We start from the raw sequence: 18,347 nt of genomic DNA, 5'->3' as shown, positions 1-18,347 counted from the left end.
CAGTCGGATGTTGAAGATATATCGTATACTTTTTTTATTTCTCCTGGGCTGTCTGTTTGGTTGGAAAGGAAAGGCGACAGTAAAGGAGGCGCTTGTCGACCTGGGGATGGAAAACGTAAAAGTGGCGGTACAGGCTGGTGGGGTGTGTATTGCTTATGAGGATAATGTTTACCGGGGTACTTATCGCGGATTGTTTGAGGTGATCCGGACTTTATTGGATGAACCGGATATTGCAGATGAAAACATACAACTGGCCGTATTGGAAAACGGGATTCCTCAAATCAGGGTGTCGCTGGACCGGGAGTTTGTCTCTGCTTACCGGCAGGGGCGTTTGTCACTGGCGGCCGTGATGAAGGGACTGGCGATAAGTTACGATACGGATGAGGTTATGAAGGCTTTGAAAGGGACGAAAGCGGTAAACCGTTCGGCAGGGAAAGTGGATCTGGTATTGTATCCCCAGGTCAGATTGCAAAATTCCTGGCTGGATAAAATATACGGAGCCGTACTCGATATAGCACCGGCTGTAGAGATCGGTTTATGGAAAGGTGCCTCTTTTACCGGGCAGGTGATATTTCCGGTCTGGAATAATCTGGTAGGAGAAATGGATTATATCCGTGCAGGGATGCTGGTGGTACGTCAGGAGATACGGTTACCGAAAAATGTGTTTGCGACATTGAGTGTAGGCAATTTTAATCAGGACCGGATCGGGGTGGACCTGAACCTGTTGTATCATACAAATTCCGACCGTTGGGCTTTCGGCTTGAGCGGCGGCTTGACGGGAGCATCCACTTTTTACGGCGGTAGATGGGAGGTGACACAATGGAGACGGGTAAACGGCTCGGTATTGGTGCGCTATAACGAGCCGTATTATAATTTGCGGTTCGACTTATCGGCGCATCGGTATATCTATGGCGATTATGGAGTGCGTGGTGATTGCAGCCGTCATTTCGGAGAGATAACAGTCGGTTTGTTTGCCATGTATTCCGAAGGGGAGGTGAACGGTGGATTTCACTTTGCTATTCCTCTGCCCCGGAAAAAACGTAGCAAGCACCGGGCTGTCCGGGTGCGTTTGCCGGAATATTTTGACTGGCAGTATGAAGCGCAGTCGGGGCCCCGGTATACATCACGCAGGCTGGGACGTTCTTACGAGACACGTCCGGATGAAAACAGAAACCGCACTTACTACAATCCTGACTTTATCAAGGATAACCTGGTGATCCTGGCAGAACAATCCAAATAATATCAAGAAATATTTTTTTAACAAAAAAGAAGACAAAATGAAAATGAACAAGCATTTGGTTGCGGGCATGGCTATATGTCTTGCTGCAACAGTAGGTGTAGGACTTAGCTCCTGTAAGAAAGATGAACCGACTCCCGTCATTGTGGAAAATCCGTTGGATGCGGAGGTCTATTACATTGCCGGAAAAGTGATGGTTGGAAATAATGCTTTGGAGGGTGTAAAAGTAACTGCATCGAACTCGGAAGCAACGACGGCCGCCGACGGTACTTTCCAGTTGGAGATGACATCGAAAAATGATTACGTTGTCACTTTTGAGAAGAGCGGGTATGTGACCGTTACGGCAGAAGCCAGCTTCCCGTCTGATGCCAAGAAGCAGAGTGTCGTATCGCTGGTGCAGGAACTGGAGGAAAAAAATCAGCCTGTTACCGTTACTCCGGATGCCGGAAGTACAGTGATAGAGGCTAAACGGCAAATGGTGGAACTGGAATTTCCGGCCGGTGCGGTTAAAACGGCAACGGATATAACTGTGACGGCTTATAAGGAAGGTGCTAAAAAGTCTCAGGCAGGTACCGTTCGTGCCAGCCTCTCTACTGTTAGTTGTGAACCGGACGGTCAGACTTTTGAGAAGCCTGTTATTCTGCGGATGAAGAATCCGGCAAGTAACAGCGTTTATTTTGCTGATGTAAGGCATTATGTGGAGAAGAACGGCGTGTGGAATGAAACCGGTACTGCCGATTACAATGGAAATGGATATTATATGACCACGATCGACGGATTTTCAAATCACTCGTTCGGAGTGCCTTGTTCATCACAAAAGGGAACATCTAAAACTGAAGATCTGGCATCGGTTGTGATTGATAATCTGGGAAATATGGATTCAAAAGAACAGGCGATCGATGTGACATTCCACTTGGGTTGGAAGATCGACGGAACTACGAGCGACCTGCTGAAGAAACAATTGGCAGGCTTGAGTGATAGTGATGTTACAGCTTTATCCGGTGCTGTCGAAAGTTCATTGGCTTCATTGCTGGGAGGAACTCAGAGTGTCGGTGAGATGACATTGAAACGTGATGCCAGAGTAAGCGGGGATATGAAAGCGACTGTTTCCATGATTGAAAAGACCACTACTACGGTATTTGGTTTTCCGGTCGTATTCGGAGGACAGACTGTAGCGCTGACCATTCCGGTTGTGAAATATGAGGGAGTCGACCTGGTAGTGACAACTGAGAAAGGGGCGAGTCATGGAAGTCATTCCGGTGGTTCAGGCGAGTAAATATCCGGAAAAGAAGAAAAGTATGAAGATACAATATGTGACTTATCTGGTGATGTGTATGGCGGTGTTTTTTTCCGCCTGCACTTCAACCAAGAAAATTATCTATCTACAGGATGTTATCCCATTGAAACAGCAGGAGATCGAACAGAAATATGAAGTGATTATTCATAGCGACGACCTGCTGGCTATCATGGTAAACAGCCGTGATCCGGAGCTGGCGTTGCCTTTTAATATGCCGATGGTGACTTATCAGTTGGGATCGAATAATGGCGGACAGCAACGTGTTTTAGGTTATCTGGTGGATACGAACGGAGATATAGATTTTCCGATCCTGGGGAAGATCCATGTGGAAGGGTTGACCCGCATGCAGTTGACGGAGCTGGTAAAGAGCAAACTGATCGAAGGCGACCTGATCAAAGATCCGATCGTAACGGTACAGTTCCTGAACTTTAAAGTTTCGGTGATGGGCGAAGTGGGCCGTCCGGGTAGTTTCACTATCTCCGGCGACCGTATCACATTGCTGGAAGCATTGAGTATGGCAGGCGACCTGACTATCTACGGCCGTCGCGACCGGGTAGGTGTTATCCGTGAAAATAACGGGAAACGTACGATCCTTTTCCATGATCTTCGGTCGGCTGATATTTTTAATTCTCCCTGCTATTACCTGCAACAGAACGATATTGTCTATGTAGAACCGAATAAAGCGAAATCAGGTCAGAGCAGCATTAACCAGAATAACTCGATCGGAGTCTGGGTTTCTGTCATATCGTTGCTGACGACGATCGCGGTATTAATCTTTAAATAATCGGATAATCTAATGAATTCTGAACAAGAAACTACTTATTTACGTGAAAAAGAAAACGAACTGAATCTGAACGACCTTTTCCATATAGTCCTGGCTAACTGGTACTGGTTCCTGTTGTCCACCCTGTTTTGTTGCGGGGTGGCGTTCCTGTATCTGAAATGGGCGCCGAAGGTGTATACACGTACGGCTTCCGTGCTGATCAAGGATAATACCAAAGGGGGTGGTCTTAGTGAATCGGCGGCTTTTGAAGAACTGAATATGTTCAATGTAAAAAGCAACGTGGATAACGAGGTGTTGGTTTTCAAATCGAAACGTTTGATGAATATTGTTTCCGAGCGTCTGAATCTGGATGTCAGCTATACGGAGAAGGACGGGTTGCGTACGGTTGAGTTGTATACGCAGTCGCCTGTAGCCGTACAGTTCCCGGAGGCGGAGGCGACGCAGGCGTTTTCATTGGTAGTGACGCCTTTGTCGGAAAAAGAAGTGCTGCTGTCGGATTTCTCTATGGCCGAGGGGAAAATGCAGAAGGTCGTGTTGAACGATACGGTGGCAACGCCTGCCGGCAAGCTGGTGGTAACTCCGACCTTGTATTATTCGGATAAATATTTCGGAAAGTCTGTCGTTGTCGGGAAGAAGAACCGGGAAGATGTCGCATTGAATTACAGCAATGCCCTGCAAGTGGTATTGGCCAGTAAAACGGCTACGATCATTAACCTGACCTTGCAGGATGTGTCTATCCCGCGTGCGGAGGATATCCTGAATATGTTGATCGCTGTTTACAATGAGGATGCGATAAACGACAAGAACCAGGTAACGGTGAATACATCCAATTTCATCAATGAGCGTCTGATCATTATTGAAAAGGAGTTGGGAAGCGTGGATGCCGATATCGAAACGTATAAACGGGAAAACCGGTTAACGGATATCAGCTCCGAGACAGGCATGTACCTGCAGGAAAGCAGTCAGTACAGTAAAGAAGGACTGGGGTTGGAAAACCAGAGGACGCTTGCCAAATATATACGCGATTACCTCACGGACCCTCATAAAAGTGCCGACCTGATACCGGCTAATACCGGCATCGCGGATGTGAATATCGAGGGACAGATCAGCGAGTACAACAACCTGTTGCTGAAACGTGACAAACTGATCAGCAACAGTAGTAATAAGAACCCGGTGGTTATGGATCTGAACAATTCGCTGAATGCGATGAAACAGACCATAATCCGGGCGGTTGACAACCTGATTGTCGGTCTGAATATCAAGATAAAGAATATCAAGGAGCGGGAGGTACAAACGACACGCCGTATCTCGGCTGTACCGACACAACAGAAGTATGTGCTGTCGGTCGAACGCCAGCAGAAGATCAAGGAAGAGCTGTATCTCTACCTGCTGAATAAGCGGGAAGAGAATGCCTTATCGCAGGCGATCACGGAAAGTAATGCCCGTGTGATCGATGCAGCCCAGGGTAGCCGGAGTCCGGTGGCTCCCAAGTCGATGATGATTTTACTGGCGGCTATGGTATTGGGGTTGGCTATTCCGGCAGGTATTATCTGGCTGCGGATAGTTATGAATACAACCGTGCGTACACGTAAAGATGTGGAAGATGCCGTATCGATTCCGTTCCTGGGAGAGATCCCTTTGCGTGACAAGAAGAATAAAGATGAAATAGTCGTGCGTGAAAACGGGCGCGACAGTATTTCGGAGGCGTTCCGCATTGTTCGTACGAATATGGATTTCATGCGTGTGAAAGCAAAGGATATGAAAGTGGTGATGTTTACTTCTTTCAATCCGAATGCCGGTAAGACATTTGTGTCGATGAATCTGGCGATGAGCTTTGCTTTGACCAGCAAAAAGGTGATACTGATCGATCTCGATATTCGTAAGGGTACCCTTAGCAGCCATGTTAGTGCTAGCACTAACATGGGAGTTACAAACTATTTATCCGGAAAAGTGGATGATGTAGATGTAATCATAGGAAAAGAGGAAATTGCGAAGAATCTGGATATTATCCATACGGGCCCTGTTCCTCCCAATCCTTCCGAGCTTTTGTTGAGTACCCGTTTGGATACTTTGATCGAAGAGCTGAAGAAACGGTATGACTATATCATTCTGGATAATGTGCCTGCAGGTCTGGTTGCCGATGCGGCTATTGTGAATCGCGTAGCTGACCTGACCATTTATATCCTGCGTGCCGGTTTGATGGACCGCCGCCAGCTTCCGGAACTGGAGAAGCTGTATAAACAGGATAAGTTCAGGAATATGAGTTTGATCCTGAACGGCGTACGCTATAACCATTCGGGCTATGGTTACGGCTATGGTTACGGATACGGCTATGGTTATGGCTACGGTTACGGGAATGAAAAGAAAAAATCAAAATAATTTCCGTTATGTTGACCTGGATTATACCGAAGAGAAATATTCTTTATACCACATTGCTTGAGGGAATGACGGATGTGCATGCACATCTGCTTCCCAATGTGGACGGGGGAGCGGAGTCCTTAATGGACTCGATGGCTGCATTGGATAGGATGAGGGAGGTAGGGGTAAAGCGAATCTTCCTTACTCCTCATATTGCGGAAGAATGTACGAATAATTCGTTAGAACTTTTACAGGCAAAATATTCCATTCTGAAAGAGTGTTGCCCTGCGGATATTGAATTATGTCTGGCTGCCGAATATATGCTGGATAATGGTTTTGATGCCCGTAAGAGGGGAAAAGTATTGACTTTCCCCGGTAAGCAGATATTGGTGGAGACTTCCCGCTTATCGGCACCCGAGAAATTCCTGACTTTTTTATTCGATCTTATGCTGGAAGGGTATAGGCCTGTTATCGCTCATCCGGAACTGTATCAGTATATGACGCAGGATGATTATTATTTTCTGAAAGACAAAGGATATAAGTTTCAGTTGAATTTGTTCTCGTTGGCCGGACTGTATGGAAAGCAAGCCCGGTCGGTTGCCCGGGTTTTGTTGAATAAAGAATATTATGATTATGTGGGGTCGGATTTTCACCGGCTGGCCGATTATGAAAAAGGCCTGAAAAAACTCTACTTGTCGGGAAGTCAGATGAAACAAATCTACAAACTATTTAATAATAACGATTCGCTTTGGAACAGCGGATCGTTGGAAGAACAAAAAATTTAAAACTGTAAAAATATGATGAACAAAAGAGAATTGATATACTCTATCGCAGAAAAGACGGGGTATACGCAAAGTGCTGTACGGAATGTTTTGAATACATTTATTAATACTGTATTTGAAGAAGTGAAATCAGAAAATAAAGTAAGGATAGGGGGCCTTGGGGTTTTTTCTCCAATGTTTCAGAAACCTCGTCCGGTCAGGAATCCGCAAACAATGGAACCCCTGATGCTTGCACCCAGAAGTACCGTGAAATTTCGTGCTGCGGATGACCTGGTCAGAAAACTGAATAAAGAGGAAGAATAGCTGCTTTAAGCTTTCGTCCAGTTGAATATTTAACTCTGTATTTTCCGATATTATTTCAATTAAAGTCGGAAAATACAGAGTTTTTTTATGCTGAATTCATAAAGATCCGATGTGATGACTAAAATAAACGAACGTTTTTTCTAGTCATTTATTTGGTGCAAATATATTTTATATTAAATGAAAAACAAAGCGTTTTTTATCTTTTTATTTTACTGAATTACAGATAGATATATGTAGTTTTTCAAGAAGTTGCAATAATCATATTATCTTGAATTTTCGTCTCAGAATAATGACTAGAAAAAACGTTCATTTATTTTAGTCATTATTTTTTTTATTAAAATGAAAATAGAATAATCCAATATAGTATTAATAGTTTGTTATAATGTCTGATATGCGATATAAAAGTAATTGTATAATTGTTTTTGGTGTTATTATGATAATGTATCGTAAGATGTTTATCAGGCTTTATAGTCCTAAGAGTCTGATTTTTATAATAATGATTATCAGTTCTTTATCTAAATTGAACTGTCAGAATATAGCAGTGAAAACAAATGTACTTTATGATTTGACGTCGTCTTTGAATATCGGGGGAGAAATAAAATGTAAAGATGCCTATTCATTCACTTCTATTATCAGTTATAACCCGTGGACTTTTGCTGATAACAAGAAGATGAAACATCTGCTTATACAACCGGAGTTCAGAAGATGGTTTGGTGAAGTTTTTCAGGGAAGTTTTGTAGGTATACAGGCCCATTATGCGCGTTTTAATTGGGGAGGAATATTGTCAGATTATCGTTTTCAGGGAAATCTGGTCGGTGCCGGAATTTCTTACGGATACCAATGGATGATAAGTCCGCTATGGAACCTGGAAGCTAGTATTGCTTTAGGGTATGCTTATCTGAGTTATGATAAATACGGGCAGGAAAAAGGAACTCCCCGCATAGAAAAGGCACATACCAATTATGTGGGACCGACACAAATAGGCATATCTCTAATTTACTTTATACAATAAAAAAACAATAAATATGAAAATCAATCCGCTCGTGTTGTTGAGCTTATTTTTTATTTGCAATTCCTTATATGCAAAGGATATTGATGTGGAGATAAAATCGCAGTCATGTTTTGTGAAAGGTGATTCGTTGATGGTATCGGTGAAATGTATTGTCAATACCCATGATTTCACATCTGACGAATCACTTACCATTATTCCGGTGATAAAAGAGAACAGGCAGGAAAAAGAACTTGCGCCTGTCTTGCTGAACGGTAAAAAAAGACATCGCATATATGAACGGAACCGTGTATTGAATAAACGAAAAGGTATTGAAGGGGAGAACTATTTTCTTGTCAGGGAGCTGTCAGGAGAATACCCTTGTGAAGTGATCTATAATACTTCTGTTGCTTCCGAAAATTGGATGCGTATGCCGGAACTGTTTTTGAAGGTAAACAGGCTGGCTTCTTCCGGGGAAATTGTCCAGGAAACGATCGGTCTGAAAGAATCGGGTAGGTCACCGGAGGTAAAGAGAGTGGCTGTAACCAATGATGTTACGCTTTCGACGAAGGTTTCGGAAGTATCCGGGTTAAAGGCTTCATACATTTCTCCGGAAAGTGATGCGACCGATGTACGGAATCAGAAAGAATTGAATTTTAACCTGGAAGAGGCCAGGGTGGTGGCGGAAATGAATCCCCAGATGCTTTCTTTACGCGAGTTGTATATGGTGGCGTTGAGCTATAAAAATGAACCGGGGAAATTTTATCAGATAATAGAAACGAGTGTAAAGATTTACCCGGCTCATCCGGTAGCCAATCTGAATGCGGCAGCGGCTGCTATCGAGCAGGGCAACTGGCAGGCAGCCGGGGAGTATCTGCGGATGGCACCCCATGAAACCCTGGCTTATAAAAATTGCAAAGGGGTGTACGAGTTGATGACCGGGAATCTGTATGAAGGCATTCGTTTGCTGAAAGCGGCAAAAGCGGAAGGATCGGAAGAGGCCGGTATGAATTTGGCCGTATTTTTTGAGAATAATAAACGTCATTGAATGTATAATTATTTACTAAGTGCTTTTATCATATGAAAAACAACTTTTTTGTAAAATCAGCAGGACTGTTATGCCTGGTATTGGGCTTGTCGGGATGTATTAACGATGCAGATGTATTACCGGAAGATAATTCCGGCTTTGTAGACGAGGGAGAAGGAAATGTCCGGTTCGCTTTTGTCGTTCCTAACAGTTCTACGACCAAAGCCGGCGAGGCGGAAACTTCGGGTATTTATGAAACCGGTACTGCCAATGAGTATAATGTAAAGTCGCTTACCGTTTATCTGTTCAATTCGGATACGAAGGCTTTATATAAAAAGATCTCGTTGGAGAATATAACCCGTACGGCAGGACCACAGGTTTCGGAAAATGCTTCTTCCGGAAACCAGAGTGAACATATCGTAAAGTACACGGCTAACAGGGTTTTGATAGATCCGGGTACGTATGATATTTTTACGGTTGCCAACGGGGATGTGACAGGTTCTTTCAATACGGAGAATGAGTTTATCAACCTGGTGGACAGATCCACTTATAAAGACGGCTTCGGGGTTTTGACCGAGGATGGTACTTTATTGATGTCAGGGCGTGCCGACAATAGCGGTTTGTATGAGGGTACTACGGATTCGAATTTGAAAGTGACTGTACGTGAGATTTTACCGTCGGAAGATCCTACTATCATAACTATAAACCTGGAGCGGGCTATGGCTAAGGTATTGGTCGGACAGTCGAAAGAGAAATACGATCTGACGACCGGCGATGGCGATAAATATGTTTCCATCAGCCTGTCCGGATTCCAGTATATCAACTTAAGCCGTTGGTTTTACACCTTCCGTCATACAGCAGTCCTGACTGCAAACCGGGCTCCTTCTTCCTATACCATTACAAACGGAAATTTCGGGGAGATAAATCCTGTTAACGGGTATGTGATCGATCCTTATTTCTTCTCGAAAACGATAGATGGGGCTACCGATTTCGATAATACGGACGGATATTATGCTTATCCATTGAAGACGGTTGCTGAAAACTGGCAGTCTGTACCGGTTAATTCGTACCATGGTTTTTACTGTCTTGAAAACTGTATGTTTAAAACGAACCAGTTGAATGCTTATTCCACCGGAGTGCGGTTTAAGGCCAGTTTTACACCTGAGACTCTTTGGGGAGAGAATAAGGAGACGACCGATGCGAGACCTGATGTTATCTATTATGCGAATTATAAATTTTATACCAGTATCCAGGCTATGAAAGATGCCGGATTCAAACTGGATGGTATTACGGAAGGATCGACCGATGAAGAACTGGCAAAAGTGTTTGTGAAACGTTACCGGAAAGATCCGGAAGTGGCGAGCTATTATTGCTATTACAATTACTGGATCAGACATCTGGATAATAATAAGGAGAATGAGATGGGAGTCATGGAGTTTGCGATCGTACGCAACAATATTTATCGTTTGCTGGTGACCAATATCTCTGGACTCGGCACGGGAACTCCGGAGATCGATCCGGAAAAACCGGATGAATATGAAGCTTATCTGAAAATGGATTTTAATGTGTTACCCTGGATTGTCCGGAATCAGGGAGGAGACGGAGGCGCAACCCTTAAATAAGTATATATTGTTGTTCAGGAGACAGTGATTGTTTCTATGAAAACAGGCCAGGTAGCCACGGTTTATTCCGTGGCTATTTTTTTTCTATAGGCCATCGGTGATATGTCCTTGTATTTCTTGAAGAATTTACAAAAAGCCGCCTGGTCTGAAAAATGCAGTATTTCTGCGATCTGGCGAACCGGGATTCTGTCGTCTTCCAATAGGGTCATAGCCATGTGGAAGATTTCTTCGGAGATGACGGCATGAGGTGTCTTTCCCATTTGGTCTTTGATGATTCGTGAGAGGTGTTTGGTCGAGATACAGAGTTTGTCGGCATAGAAATCCACATTGTGCTCTGTCTTGAAGTGCTGCCATACCAGTTTCATGAAATCCAGCATGACCAGTTCTTTCTTTTCGATCGTGGAAGGGGTCTCATCTGCTGGTGCTCTGTGTTTGAAAAGCAGGTTGCCCAGCTCCAGCATTAAACTTTTGAAGTAAGTCCTGGCCAGCTCTGTCCGGTAATAGTTGTCTGTATTCCGGAGGCAGTCTTGGAGCAGAAGCATTTGGTTTTCCAGAATATGGTTCTCTTCGGGAGAGAAAGAGAGGATGGGAGCGTCCATGATGTCCAACATATAAGTCAGTGGTCCGGGCTTCAGGTTCTTCAGGGATTCACTGGCAAACTTGTAGTTGATGAACAGGCAGTAAGCTCTTATATCCGTGCTGGTATTGAGAATCTGGATGGTGATCCCGTCCAGCATATCCAGGAGTGTATGTTCCCTCATTTCGTAGCGTCTTCCATTGAGTTGCAGTACCAGGCAACCTTTGCATACCAGGATGAAGGCACGGGTACGTTCGATATAATGCTCCTTTAACCGTCCGAATTCGGATGAAGGAACCAATAACACCCTGTCGGTTAAAACACAGGCAGGCGGAAACATCGGGAATAGTTCTTCCAGGCTTAGTGGATTCATGGCTGTTTTTTTCGCGAATGTAATTATATCATGTCTAAAATGAGCAAATCTATGCGCTAAATAGACAAACGTTTTGCTAATAATATATAATGATGGGCAAAATGGACAAATATGAGAGCGGATTGTACAAATGACGCTTGTAGGATAGCTTCTATTTTTGCCTTCGAGAAAAACAAATGCAAGAAAATGAAGGCAAGAAGTGTTATTACGATTGGTTTAGGTTTGCTGCTGTTTGTGGCTTGTAAACAACAGGAGCAACAACAGGTTGAAGGTGAAAATTACCCTTTATTGACCTTGAAGCCGGAGAACAGGCAGTTGTCTGTCAAATATTCGGCAGTGATAGAAGGAAAGCAGGATGTGGAAGTTCGTCCGCAGGTTTCAGGAACGATCACACAGGTGTGTGTGGAAGAAGGGGCACATGTCCAAAAGGGACAAGTATTGTTCGTGATCGATCAGGTTCCCTATGAAGCCGCCTTGCAGAAGGCGGAAGCGGCTGTGGCTACGGCAGAGGCGAATGAGGCAACTGCCAAACAGACGCTGGAAGGAAAACAGTTGCTGTATGAGGATCGTGTGATTTCCGATTTCGAACTTCGTACGGCACAAAATTCTTATAAGAGTGCCAAGGCTGCTTTGCTTCAGGCACAGGCGGAAAAGCGGGATGCGGAGAATAATTTGTCTTATACGCTGGTGAAGAGTCCGGTGGATGGGTTTGCCGGTATGACCTCTTACCGTATCGGGGCGCTGGTGAGTGCTTCGATGACCGATCCCTTGATCCGTGTATCGGACAATTCGGATATGTATGTTTATTTTTCGCTGACGGAAAAACAGGTTCTTTCACTGACCGCCCAATATGGTTCGCTGGATAAGGCGTTGGAGTCGTTCCCGGAAGTTTCTCTGGAGCTGAATGACGGAACGGTCTATGAGCAGAAGGGAAAAGTGGATGTGATCAGCGGGATTATAGACAAGACGACCGGGACTGTCAGTATGCGTGCGGTATTCGGCAATGAGGGAAAGCGTCTGATGAGCGGAGGTTCGGCCAATGTGATCGTGCCTTACGATCGGGAGGAATGTATCGTGATTCCTCAGGGCGGTACTTACGAGATACAGAACCGTATTTTCGCTTATAAGGTGGTGGACGGTAAAGCGGTGTCGACACCTATCCGGGTGTTTGAGGTCAATGACGGTAAAGAGTATATTGTGGAGGACGGACTGAAGGCCGGTGACGTGATCGTATCGGAAGGTGCCGGCTTGTTGAAAGACGGTACAGTCGTGTCGGGTACTAAAACAGAGGAGAACTGACTATGAAACTACAACAATTTATAGACCGGCCGATTTTATCGATGGTTATTTCGGTCGTTATCACGGTGGCCGGATTGATCGGGCTGTATGCTTTGTCTGTGGAACAGTATCCGGACATCGCACCGCCTACGATCCGTGTGTCTACCACTTATAGCGGAGCTAATGCGGAAGCAGTACAGAAGAGTGTGATCGTCCCGCTGGAAGAGGCGATCAACGGGGTGGAGAATATGACCTATATGACTTCTACCGCCAGCAATACCGGTAGCGCGGAGATCACGGTTTATTTTAAACAGGGTAGCGATGCGGATATGGCTGCCGTGAATGTACAGAATAAAGTATCTACCGCCACATCCCTGTTACCGGCAGAGGTGACCAAAGTCGGTGTGACAACGATGAAGCGGCAGAGCAGTATGCTGAAGATTTTCGGTTTGTACAGTCCGAACGGTACATACGACGAGACCTTCCTGACCAATTACCTGAGCATTAATGTGAAACCCCAGATACAACGTATCTCCGGTGTCGGTGAAGTGAATGTGATGGGAGGGGACTATGCGATGCGTATCTGGTTGAAGCCGGATGTGATGGCGCAGTACGAACTGGAACCGAGCGATGTGGAAACAGCACTTTCCAGCCAGAATATAGAAGCCTCCACGGGGGCTATCGGCGAGGACTCCAAGAATGTCTATCAATATACGCTGAAATATCGCGGACGGTTGGAAAAGGAGCAGGAGTTCGAGGAGATCGTGATCCGTGCTTATGACGACGGGCGTGTACTTCGCCTGAAAGATATTGCCACGGTGGAGCTGGGAGCGCAAAGCTATTCCTATACCGGTACGGTGAACGGTGCGCCGGGAAGTACCTGTATGATCAACCAGACCGCCGGTACGAATGCGAATGAAATCATCCAGGAAATAGATAAGTATCTGGAAGAACTGAAAGGAAGCCTGCCGGAAGATGTGGAAGTGGTGGAACTGATGAGTACCAAGAACTTCCTCGACGCTTCCATCAACGAGGTGATAAAGACCTTGCTGGAGGCGATTATCCTGGTGGTGCTGGTGGTGTATGTCTTTTTGCAGAATCCGCGTTCTACGCTGATCCCTACCATCAGTATCTTCGTGTCGCTGATCGGTACGTTTGCCGTCCTGTATATTGCGGGATTTACCATTAACCTATTGACCTTGTTTGCGCTGGTACTTGCCATCGGTACGATTGTGGACGATGCCATTATCGTGGTGGAAGCGGTGCAGGTGCGGTTCGATGAAGGGTATCGTTCGCCTTACAAAGCGTCGGTGGATGCGATGAGCGGCATCTCTTCTGCAATCGTTACTTCTACACTGGTATTCATGGCGGTGTTTATCCCTGTTTCTTTTATGGGAGGGACTTCCGGGGTGTTTTATACCCAGTTCGGTATAACCATGGCCGTTGCCGTAGGTATTTCGGCTATCAATGCGTTGACGCTTTCACCGGCACTCTGTGCACTGATCCTGCGACCGAACGAGATACTGGTGGATGGTAAGAAGCCGGAGTTTTCCACCCGTTTCCGTTTGGCTTTCGATTCGGCTTTCAAACAACTGGTTCTTAAATATAAGAGTGGCGTTAAGTTCTTCGTTAAGCGGAAATGGATGGCCTGGGGTGCCTGGGGGATTGCTGTCGTTGCACTTTTTTATCTGATGAGTACTACCAAGACGGGGTTGGTTCCTTCGGAAGATACAGGTTCTATCTTTGTCAGCCTGGATGCGCCTGCCGGAAGTACGCTGGCGGAAACGGCTAGTATCATGGACGAGGTGGAAAAAGAGTTGAAGGATCTGCCCCAGATAGACAATTTCAATAAGGTAGCCGGTTTCGGTATGGGATCGGGTAGCGGGGCTTCGCACGGAATGTTTATCATCAAGTTGAAACATTGGGATGAACGTCAGGGTGAAGAGAACAGTGTGGATGCTGTTTCCGCCGAGATCTATAAACGTACGGCACATATCAAGAATGCGAAACTATTTGTCTTTTCCCCGCCGATGATTTCCGGATATGGTACGGGAAACAGTTTCGAGCTTTATCTGCAGGATCGTTCGGGAAAAGGGATCGAGGCGTTGAGCAATGTGACTAATGATTTTCTGGAAGCACTGAATAAACGTCCGGAGGTGCAGATGGCTTATACCTCTTTCAGTGAGAACTTCCCACAGTACCGGGTGGATGTAGACGAGGCACAATGCCAGCGTGCAGGGACATCGACCGATCAGGTATTATCGGTGTTGTCCGGGTATTTCGGGAGTATTTATGCCTCTAACTTCAACCGTTTTACGAAGATATACCGGGTGATCGTACAGGCACCGTCCGATTACCGTAAAGATATGCAGTCGTTGAACAATATCTTTGTGAAGACGACCGATGGGATGGCTCCGGTAAGCCAGTTCGTAAAACTGACCAAGACATATGGGGCGGAGTCGCTGACACGGTTCAATATGTTTTCATCCATCAATGTACAGGGGATGCCTGCCGAAGGATATAGTTCGGGTGATGTGATCAATGCGGTATCGGAAGTGGCTGCCCAGACATTGCCGACTGGTTATGGTTATGAATTTTCCGGTATGACGCGGGAAGAGGAACAGATGGCGAACTCGCATGATACGGTGATTATTTACGGGGTATGTATCCTGTTCATTTACCTGATACTTTGTGCCCTGTATGAGAGTTTGTTTATTCCGATGGCTGTCATCTTATCCGTTCCTTTCGGCTTGATGGGTAGTTTCCTGTTTGCCCGGATGTGGGGGATAGAGAATAATATTTATCTGCAAACGGGGTTGATCATGCTGATCGGATTACTTTCAAAGACGGCTATTTTGTTGACGGAATATGCTACGGAACGCCGTCAGGCCGGTATGTCGTTGACACAGGCGGCGATGGCTGCAGCTTCTGTCCGCCTGCGTCCGATCCTTATGACGGCGTTGACGATGGTGTTCGGTTTGTTACCGCTGATGGTTGCTTCGGGTGTGGGGGCCAATGGTAACCGTTCGCTGGGTGTGGGAACGGTCGGAGGGATGGTTATCGGAACCGTTGCTTTATTATTTGTGACGCCTGCTTTCTTTATCGTATTCCAATATATTGAAGAGCGGGTGATGGGTAAACGAAAAGAAGATAGAAAATGAAAAAGATCATATATAGTATTATAATATGTACGGCTTTGCTGAGCAGTTGTTCGGTTTACCGGAATTATCACCGGCCGGACAATCTGCCGGTCGACAGCCTGTACCGTGATAACCCGGCTGTCGGGGAAGATTCCCTGACGCTGGGGGATCTTCCCTGGGAAGAGATGTTTCAGGATTCGTTATTGCAAAACCTGATCCGTTACGGATTGGAGAACAATACGGATATGCAGGTTGCTTTCCTGCGGGTGGATGAGGCAAAAGCTCAGTTGATGGCTGCCCGTCTTTCTTTCCTTCCGTCGCTGACCTTGTCGCCGCAAGGGACTATCAGCCGTACGGACGGAGCGAAGAGTGTGAAAACGTATGAGTTGCCTTTGCAGGCCAGTTGGGAAGTCGACCTGTTCGGTAGCCTGCGTAATGCGAAGAAGGGGACACAGGCCACTCTTTTACAGCAGGAGGCTTACCGGCAGGCGGTTCGTTCGGAACTGATCGCGACTGTCGCCAACAATTACTATTCTTTGTTGATGTTGGATGAGCAGATCGGGATCAGCCAGTCTACGCTCGATATCTGGAATGAGCAGGTGCGGACTATGGAGGCAAAGCTACGGGTAGGCGAGGAGACGGAGAATGCCGTAACACAGGCGCGTGCCAGTCTGTGTGAGCTGGAAGCTACTCATAACGACTTATTGAGACAGCAGCGTGAGGCAGAGAATACGCTTTGTACGCTGTTAGGGATGACTTCGCAATCCATCTCCCGGAGTACGCTGGCGGAACAGACCTTGCCGGAGGAGGTTAATGCCGGTGTTCCTCTCCGCTTGTTGTCCAAACGTCCGGATGTGGTACAGGCTGAAATGGAACTGGCGAATGCTTACTATGCCACGAACCAGTCTCGGGCTGCCTTTTATCCGAATCTGACACTGACGGGAAGTGTGGGCTGGACCAATTCGTTGGGGCAGGTAGTGACAAATCCCGGCGGATGGATACTATCGGCTATCGGTTCGCTGACACAGCCTATATTCAATAGGGGGAAGCTGATCTCGAATCTTCGTGTATCGAAAGATGAAGAACAGATCGCGCAGCTTAATTATAAACAGGCTTTGCTGGATGCCGGGCAGGAGGTGAATAATGCGCTGTATGCCGTAGAATCGGTGAAGCGGACACTCGACAGCCATCAACGGCAATGCAAAGAGTTGGAACGTACGGTACAAACATCCGAATCGCTGTACCGGACAGGGAATGCAACTTATCTGGAGTTGCTTACCGCACGGCAGTCGCTGTTGAGTGCCCGTCTGAATATGGTTTCCGATCGTTTTTCACAGTTACAATCTGTTGTTAGTCTATATAATGCGTTAGGAGGAGGTTGCGAATGAGAGTCCTGGTTCAAAATAGAATAAACTATAAAGTTTTCTTGTTATTATTCCTCGGTATGCTGACGGCTTTCGGGCCGTTCGCTACCGATATGTATCTGCCGTCTTTTCCGTCGATGGCCGAATGGTTCGGAACCTCTTCGTCGATGGTGCAGCTGAGTCTGACATCCTGTATGATCGGGTTGGCGGTAGGGCAGTTGTTTTTTGGTCCTTTGAGCGATAAATACGGGCGGAAGATCGTGTTGTTGTGGTCGCTTCTGCTCTTTATCGTAGCTACTTTCTGGTGTATATATTCATCCGATATATATCAGTTCGTTGCTTTCCGGTTACTGCAAGGCATTGCTGCGTCGGGAGGGATTGTTATTTCGCGTTCTGTTTCTACGGATATGTTCGAAGGGCATGAACTGGCGAAGATGTTGGCGGTTATCGGTTCGATCAATGGGGTGGCACCCGTACTCGCACCGGTCGTTGGTGGTGCAATGACGGGGATAGCCGGTTGGAAAGGTATTTTCGGCGTTTTGCTATTGATCGGCACGCTGATTTTATTCGCAGCTTTTTATTATCAGGAGTCATTACCCCGTGAAAGGCGTGTTTCATCCAGTTTTCTACATGCTTTCCGGAACTTCAAACCTTTATTTGGAAACCGTCCTTACATGGGGTACATGTTGCAGCTTGGGTTCGCCCAGGCTGCACTCTTTGCCAATATTGCTTCTGCACCGTTCATTATGCAGGAACATTATGGGTTTACACCGCTCGATTTCAGTATCTGTTTCGGGGTTAATGCGCTGGCGGTGGTGATAGCAGCTGCGTTGGCTGTGAAATTTAAGCGGGTGGAGAACGGGACGCTTGCCGGGAGTATCGGGTTACTGGTTTTTTCCGTGTGTGAGATGGTTGCTTTGTTTGCCGGATGCAGTTTCTGGGTGTATGAGGTGTTTATGCTTTGCATTCTTTTTTCGTTGGGGCTTTGCTTCACTTCTTCCACGACACTGGCTATGGATAAGGGACGGATGTATTCGGGGAGTGCGTCTGCATTGCTGGGATCGGTTTCTTTCGCTTTCGGCGGGGTTGTTTCTCCTTTGGTCGGCATGGGAAACCTGATGCATTCGACGGGGATCGTCTTTGTTGTCTGTGCCGTATGTTCTCTCCTTTGCATATATGTGGCAAAGGAGCATTAAATATCTTTTTCTGTCAAACAA

General features: G+C 46.1%; 14 protein-coding genes. 13 read left to right on the top strand and 1 reads right to left on the bottom strand.

The features are described 5' to 3' along the window. Window positions 1-7 precede the first annotated feature (7 nt). The 9 genes from IEY67_RS13585 to IEY67_RS13545 all read left to right on the top strand — a co-directional run bounded on the left by IEY67_RS13585 (window position 8) and on the right by IEY67_RS13545 (window position 10,398). Window positions 8-1,240 carry a YjbH domain-containing protein gene (locus IEY67_RS13585; RefSeq protein ID WP_229801061.1) on the top strand — a complete coding sequence of 411 codons (1,233 nt, stop codon included), beginning with the start codon at window positions 8-10 and terminating at the stop codon, window positions 1,238-1,240. A 37-nt stretch (window positions 1,241-1,277) separates the two neighbouring features. Beyond that, on the top strand, window positions 1,278-2,513 hold the full coding sequence (locus tag IEY67_RS13580) for a carboxypeptidase-like regulatory domain-containing protein (protein WP_183671684.1): 1,236 nt from the start codon (window positions 1,278-1,280) through the stop codon (window positions 2,511-2,513). Between the two features lie 22 nt (window positions 2,514-2,535). Then, window positions 2,536-3,318 (top strand): polysaccharide biosynthesis/export family protein, encoded by a 783-nt coding sequence (locus IEY67_RS13575; RefSeq protein WP_183671737.1) that lies wholly within the window; start codon window positions 2,536-2,538, stop codon window positions 3,316-3,318. 12 nt (window positions 3,319-3,330) lie between these two features. Beyond that, window positions 3,331-5,697, top strand: a complete 2,367-nt coding sequence (locus IEY67_RS13570) for a GumC family protein (protein WP_122373252.1) — start codon at window positions 3,331-3,333, stop codon at window positions 5,695-5,697. 8 nt (window positions 5,698-5,705) lie between these two features. Then, on the top strand, window positions 5,706-6,461 hold the full coding sequence (locus IEY67_RS13565; RefSeq protein WP_183671683.1) for a tyrosine-protein phosphatase: 756 nt from the start codon (window positions 5,706-5,708) through the stop codon (window positions 6,459-6,461). A gap of 12 nt (window positions 6,462-6,473) precedes the next feature. Then, window positions 6,474-6,761 (top strand): HU family DNA-binding protein, encoded by a 288-nt coding sequence (locus IEY67_RS13560; protein WP_122351307.1) that lies wholly within the window; start codon window positions 6,474-6,476, stop codon window positions 6,759-6,761. A 496-nt stretch (window positions 6,762-7,257) separates the two neighbouring features. Further along, window positions 7,258-7,773, top strand: a complete 516-nt coding sequence (locus IEY67_RS13555) for a DUF3575 domain-containing protein (RefSeq protein WP_229801060.1) — start codon at window positions 7,258-7,260, stop codon at window positions 7,771-7,773. A 13-nt stretch (window positions 7,774-7,786) separates the two neighbouring features. Then, entirely contained in the window at window positions 7,787-8,797 is a 1,011-nt protein-coding gene (locus IEY67_RS13550; protein WP_183671681.1) for a DUF3868 domain-containing protein, read from the top strand. A gap of 32 nt (window positions 8,798-8,829) precedes the next feature. Then, entirely contained in the window at window positions 8,830-10,398 is a 1,569-nt protein-coding gene (locus IEY67_RS13545) for an Mfa1 family fimbria major subunit (protein ID WP_183671680.1), read from the top strand. 62 nt (window positions 10,399-10,460) lie between these two features. Here IEY67_RS13545 and IEY67_RS13540 read toward each other — a convergent pair whose 3' ends face one another. Beyond that, window positions 10,461-11,348, bottom strand: coding sequence for a helix-turn-helix domain-containing protein (locus IEY67_RS13540; protein WP_075557298.1), 888 nt, complete (start codon window positions 11,346-11,348; stop codon window positions 10,461-10,463). 186 nt (window positions 11,349-11,534) lie between these two features. On the opposite strand from IEY67_RS13540, the gene IEY67_RS13535 reads away from it, so the two are divergent. The 4 genes from IEY67_RS13535 to IEY67_RS13520 are packed head-to-tail and all read left to right on the top strand — an operon-like array spanning window position 11,535 to window position 18,326. Beyond that, a complete protein-coding gene (locus IEY67_RS13535; protein WP_122373247.1) occupies window positions 11,535-12,647 on the top strand; it encodes an efflux RND transporter periplasmic adaptor subunit in 1,113 nt (370 codons plus the stop codon). 2 nt (window positions 12,648-12,649) lie between these two features. Beyond that, on the top strand, window positions 12,650-15,787 hold the full coding sequence (locus IEY67_RS13530) for an efflux RND transporter permease subunit (RefSeq protein WP_075557300.1): 3,138 nt from the start codon (window positions 12,650-12,652) through the stop codon (window positions 15,785-15,787). Then, window positions 15,784-17,154, top strand: a complete 1,371-nt coding sequence (locus tag IEY67_RS13525; protein ID WP_183671679.1) for an efflux transporter outer membrane subunit — start codon at window positions 15,784-15,786, stop codon at window positions 17,152-17,154. Before IEY67_RS13530 ends, IEY67_RS13525 begins: the two co-directional genes overlap by 4 nt. Next, on the top strand, window positions 17,151-18,326 hold the full coding sequence (locus tag IEY67_RS13520; RefSeq protein WP_183671678.1) for a multidrug effflux MFS transporter: 1,176 nt from the start codon (window positions 17,151-17,153) through the stop codon (window positions 18,324-18,326). The genes IEY67_RS13525 and IEY67_RS13520 overlap by 4 nt, the downstream gene beginning before the upstream one ends. Window positions 18,327-18,347 lie beyond the last annotated feature (21 nt).

This window comes from Parabacteroides faecis (assembly GCF_014647375.1).
GTDB lineage: Bacteria > Bacteroidota > Bacteroidia > Bacteroidales > Tannerellaceae > Parabacteroides > Parabacteroides faecis.
This window is presented reverse-complemented; position numbering and strand designations above follow the sequence as displayed.

Coding starts and splice junctions, on each gene's coding strand:
- IEY67_RS13585 (WP_229801061.1), top strand. CDS start 8: ATGTTGAAGATATATCGTATACTTTTTTTATTTCTCCTGGGCTGTCTG.
- IEY67_RS13580 (WP_183671684.1), top strand. CDS start 1,278: ATGAAAATGAACAAGCATTTGGTTGCGGGCATGGCTATATGTCTTGCT.
- IEY67_RS13575 (WP_183671737.1), top strand. CDS start 2,536: ATGAAGATACAATATGTGACTTATCTGGTGATGTGTATGGCGGTGTTT.
- IEY67_RS13570 (WP_122373252.1), top strand. CDS start 3,331: ATGAATTCTGAACAAGAAACTACTTATTTACGTGAAAAAGAAAACGAA.
- IEY67_RS13565 (WP_183671683.1), top strand. CDS start 5,706: ATGTTGACCTGGATTATACCGAAGAGAAATATTCTTTATACCACATTG.
- IEY67_RS13560 (WP_122351307.1), top strand. CDS start 6,474: ATGATGAACAAAAGAGAATTGATATACTCTATCGCAGAAAAGACGGGG.
- IEY67_RS13555 (WP_229801060.1), top strand. CDS start 7,258: ATGATTATCAGTTCTTTATCTAAATTGAACTGTCAGAATATAGCAGTG.
- IEY67_RS13550 (WP_183671681.1), top strand. CDS start 7,787: ATGAAAATCAATCCGCTCGTGTTGTTGAGCTTATTTTTTATTTGCAAT.
- IEY67_RS13545 (WP_183671680.1), top strand. CDS start 8,830: ATGAAAAACAACTTTTTTGTAAAATCAGCAGGACTGTTATGCCTGGTA.
- IEY67_RS13540 (WP_075557298.1), bottom strand. CDS start 11,348: ATGAATCCACTAAGCCTGGAAGAACTATTCCCGATGTTTCCGCCTGCC.
- IEY67_RS13535 (WP_122373247.1), top strand. CDS start 11,535: ATGAAGGCAAGAAGTGTTATTACGATTGGTTTAGGTTTGCTGCTGTTT.
- IEY67_RS13530 (WP_075557300.1), top strand. CDS start 12,650: ATGAAACTACAACAATTTATAGACCGGCCGATTTTATCGATGGTTATT.
- IEY67_RS13525 (WP_183671679.1), top strand. CDS start 15,784: ATGAAAAAGATCATATATAGTATTATAATATGTACGGCTTTGCTGAGC.
- IEY67_RS13520 (WP_183671678.1), top strand. CDS start 17,151: ATGAGAGTCCTGGTTCAAAATAGAATAAACTATAAAGTTTTCTTGTTA.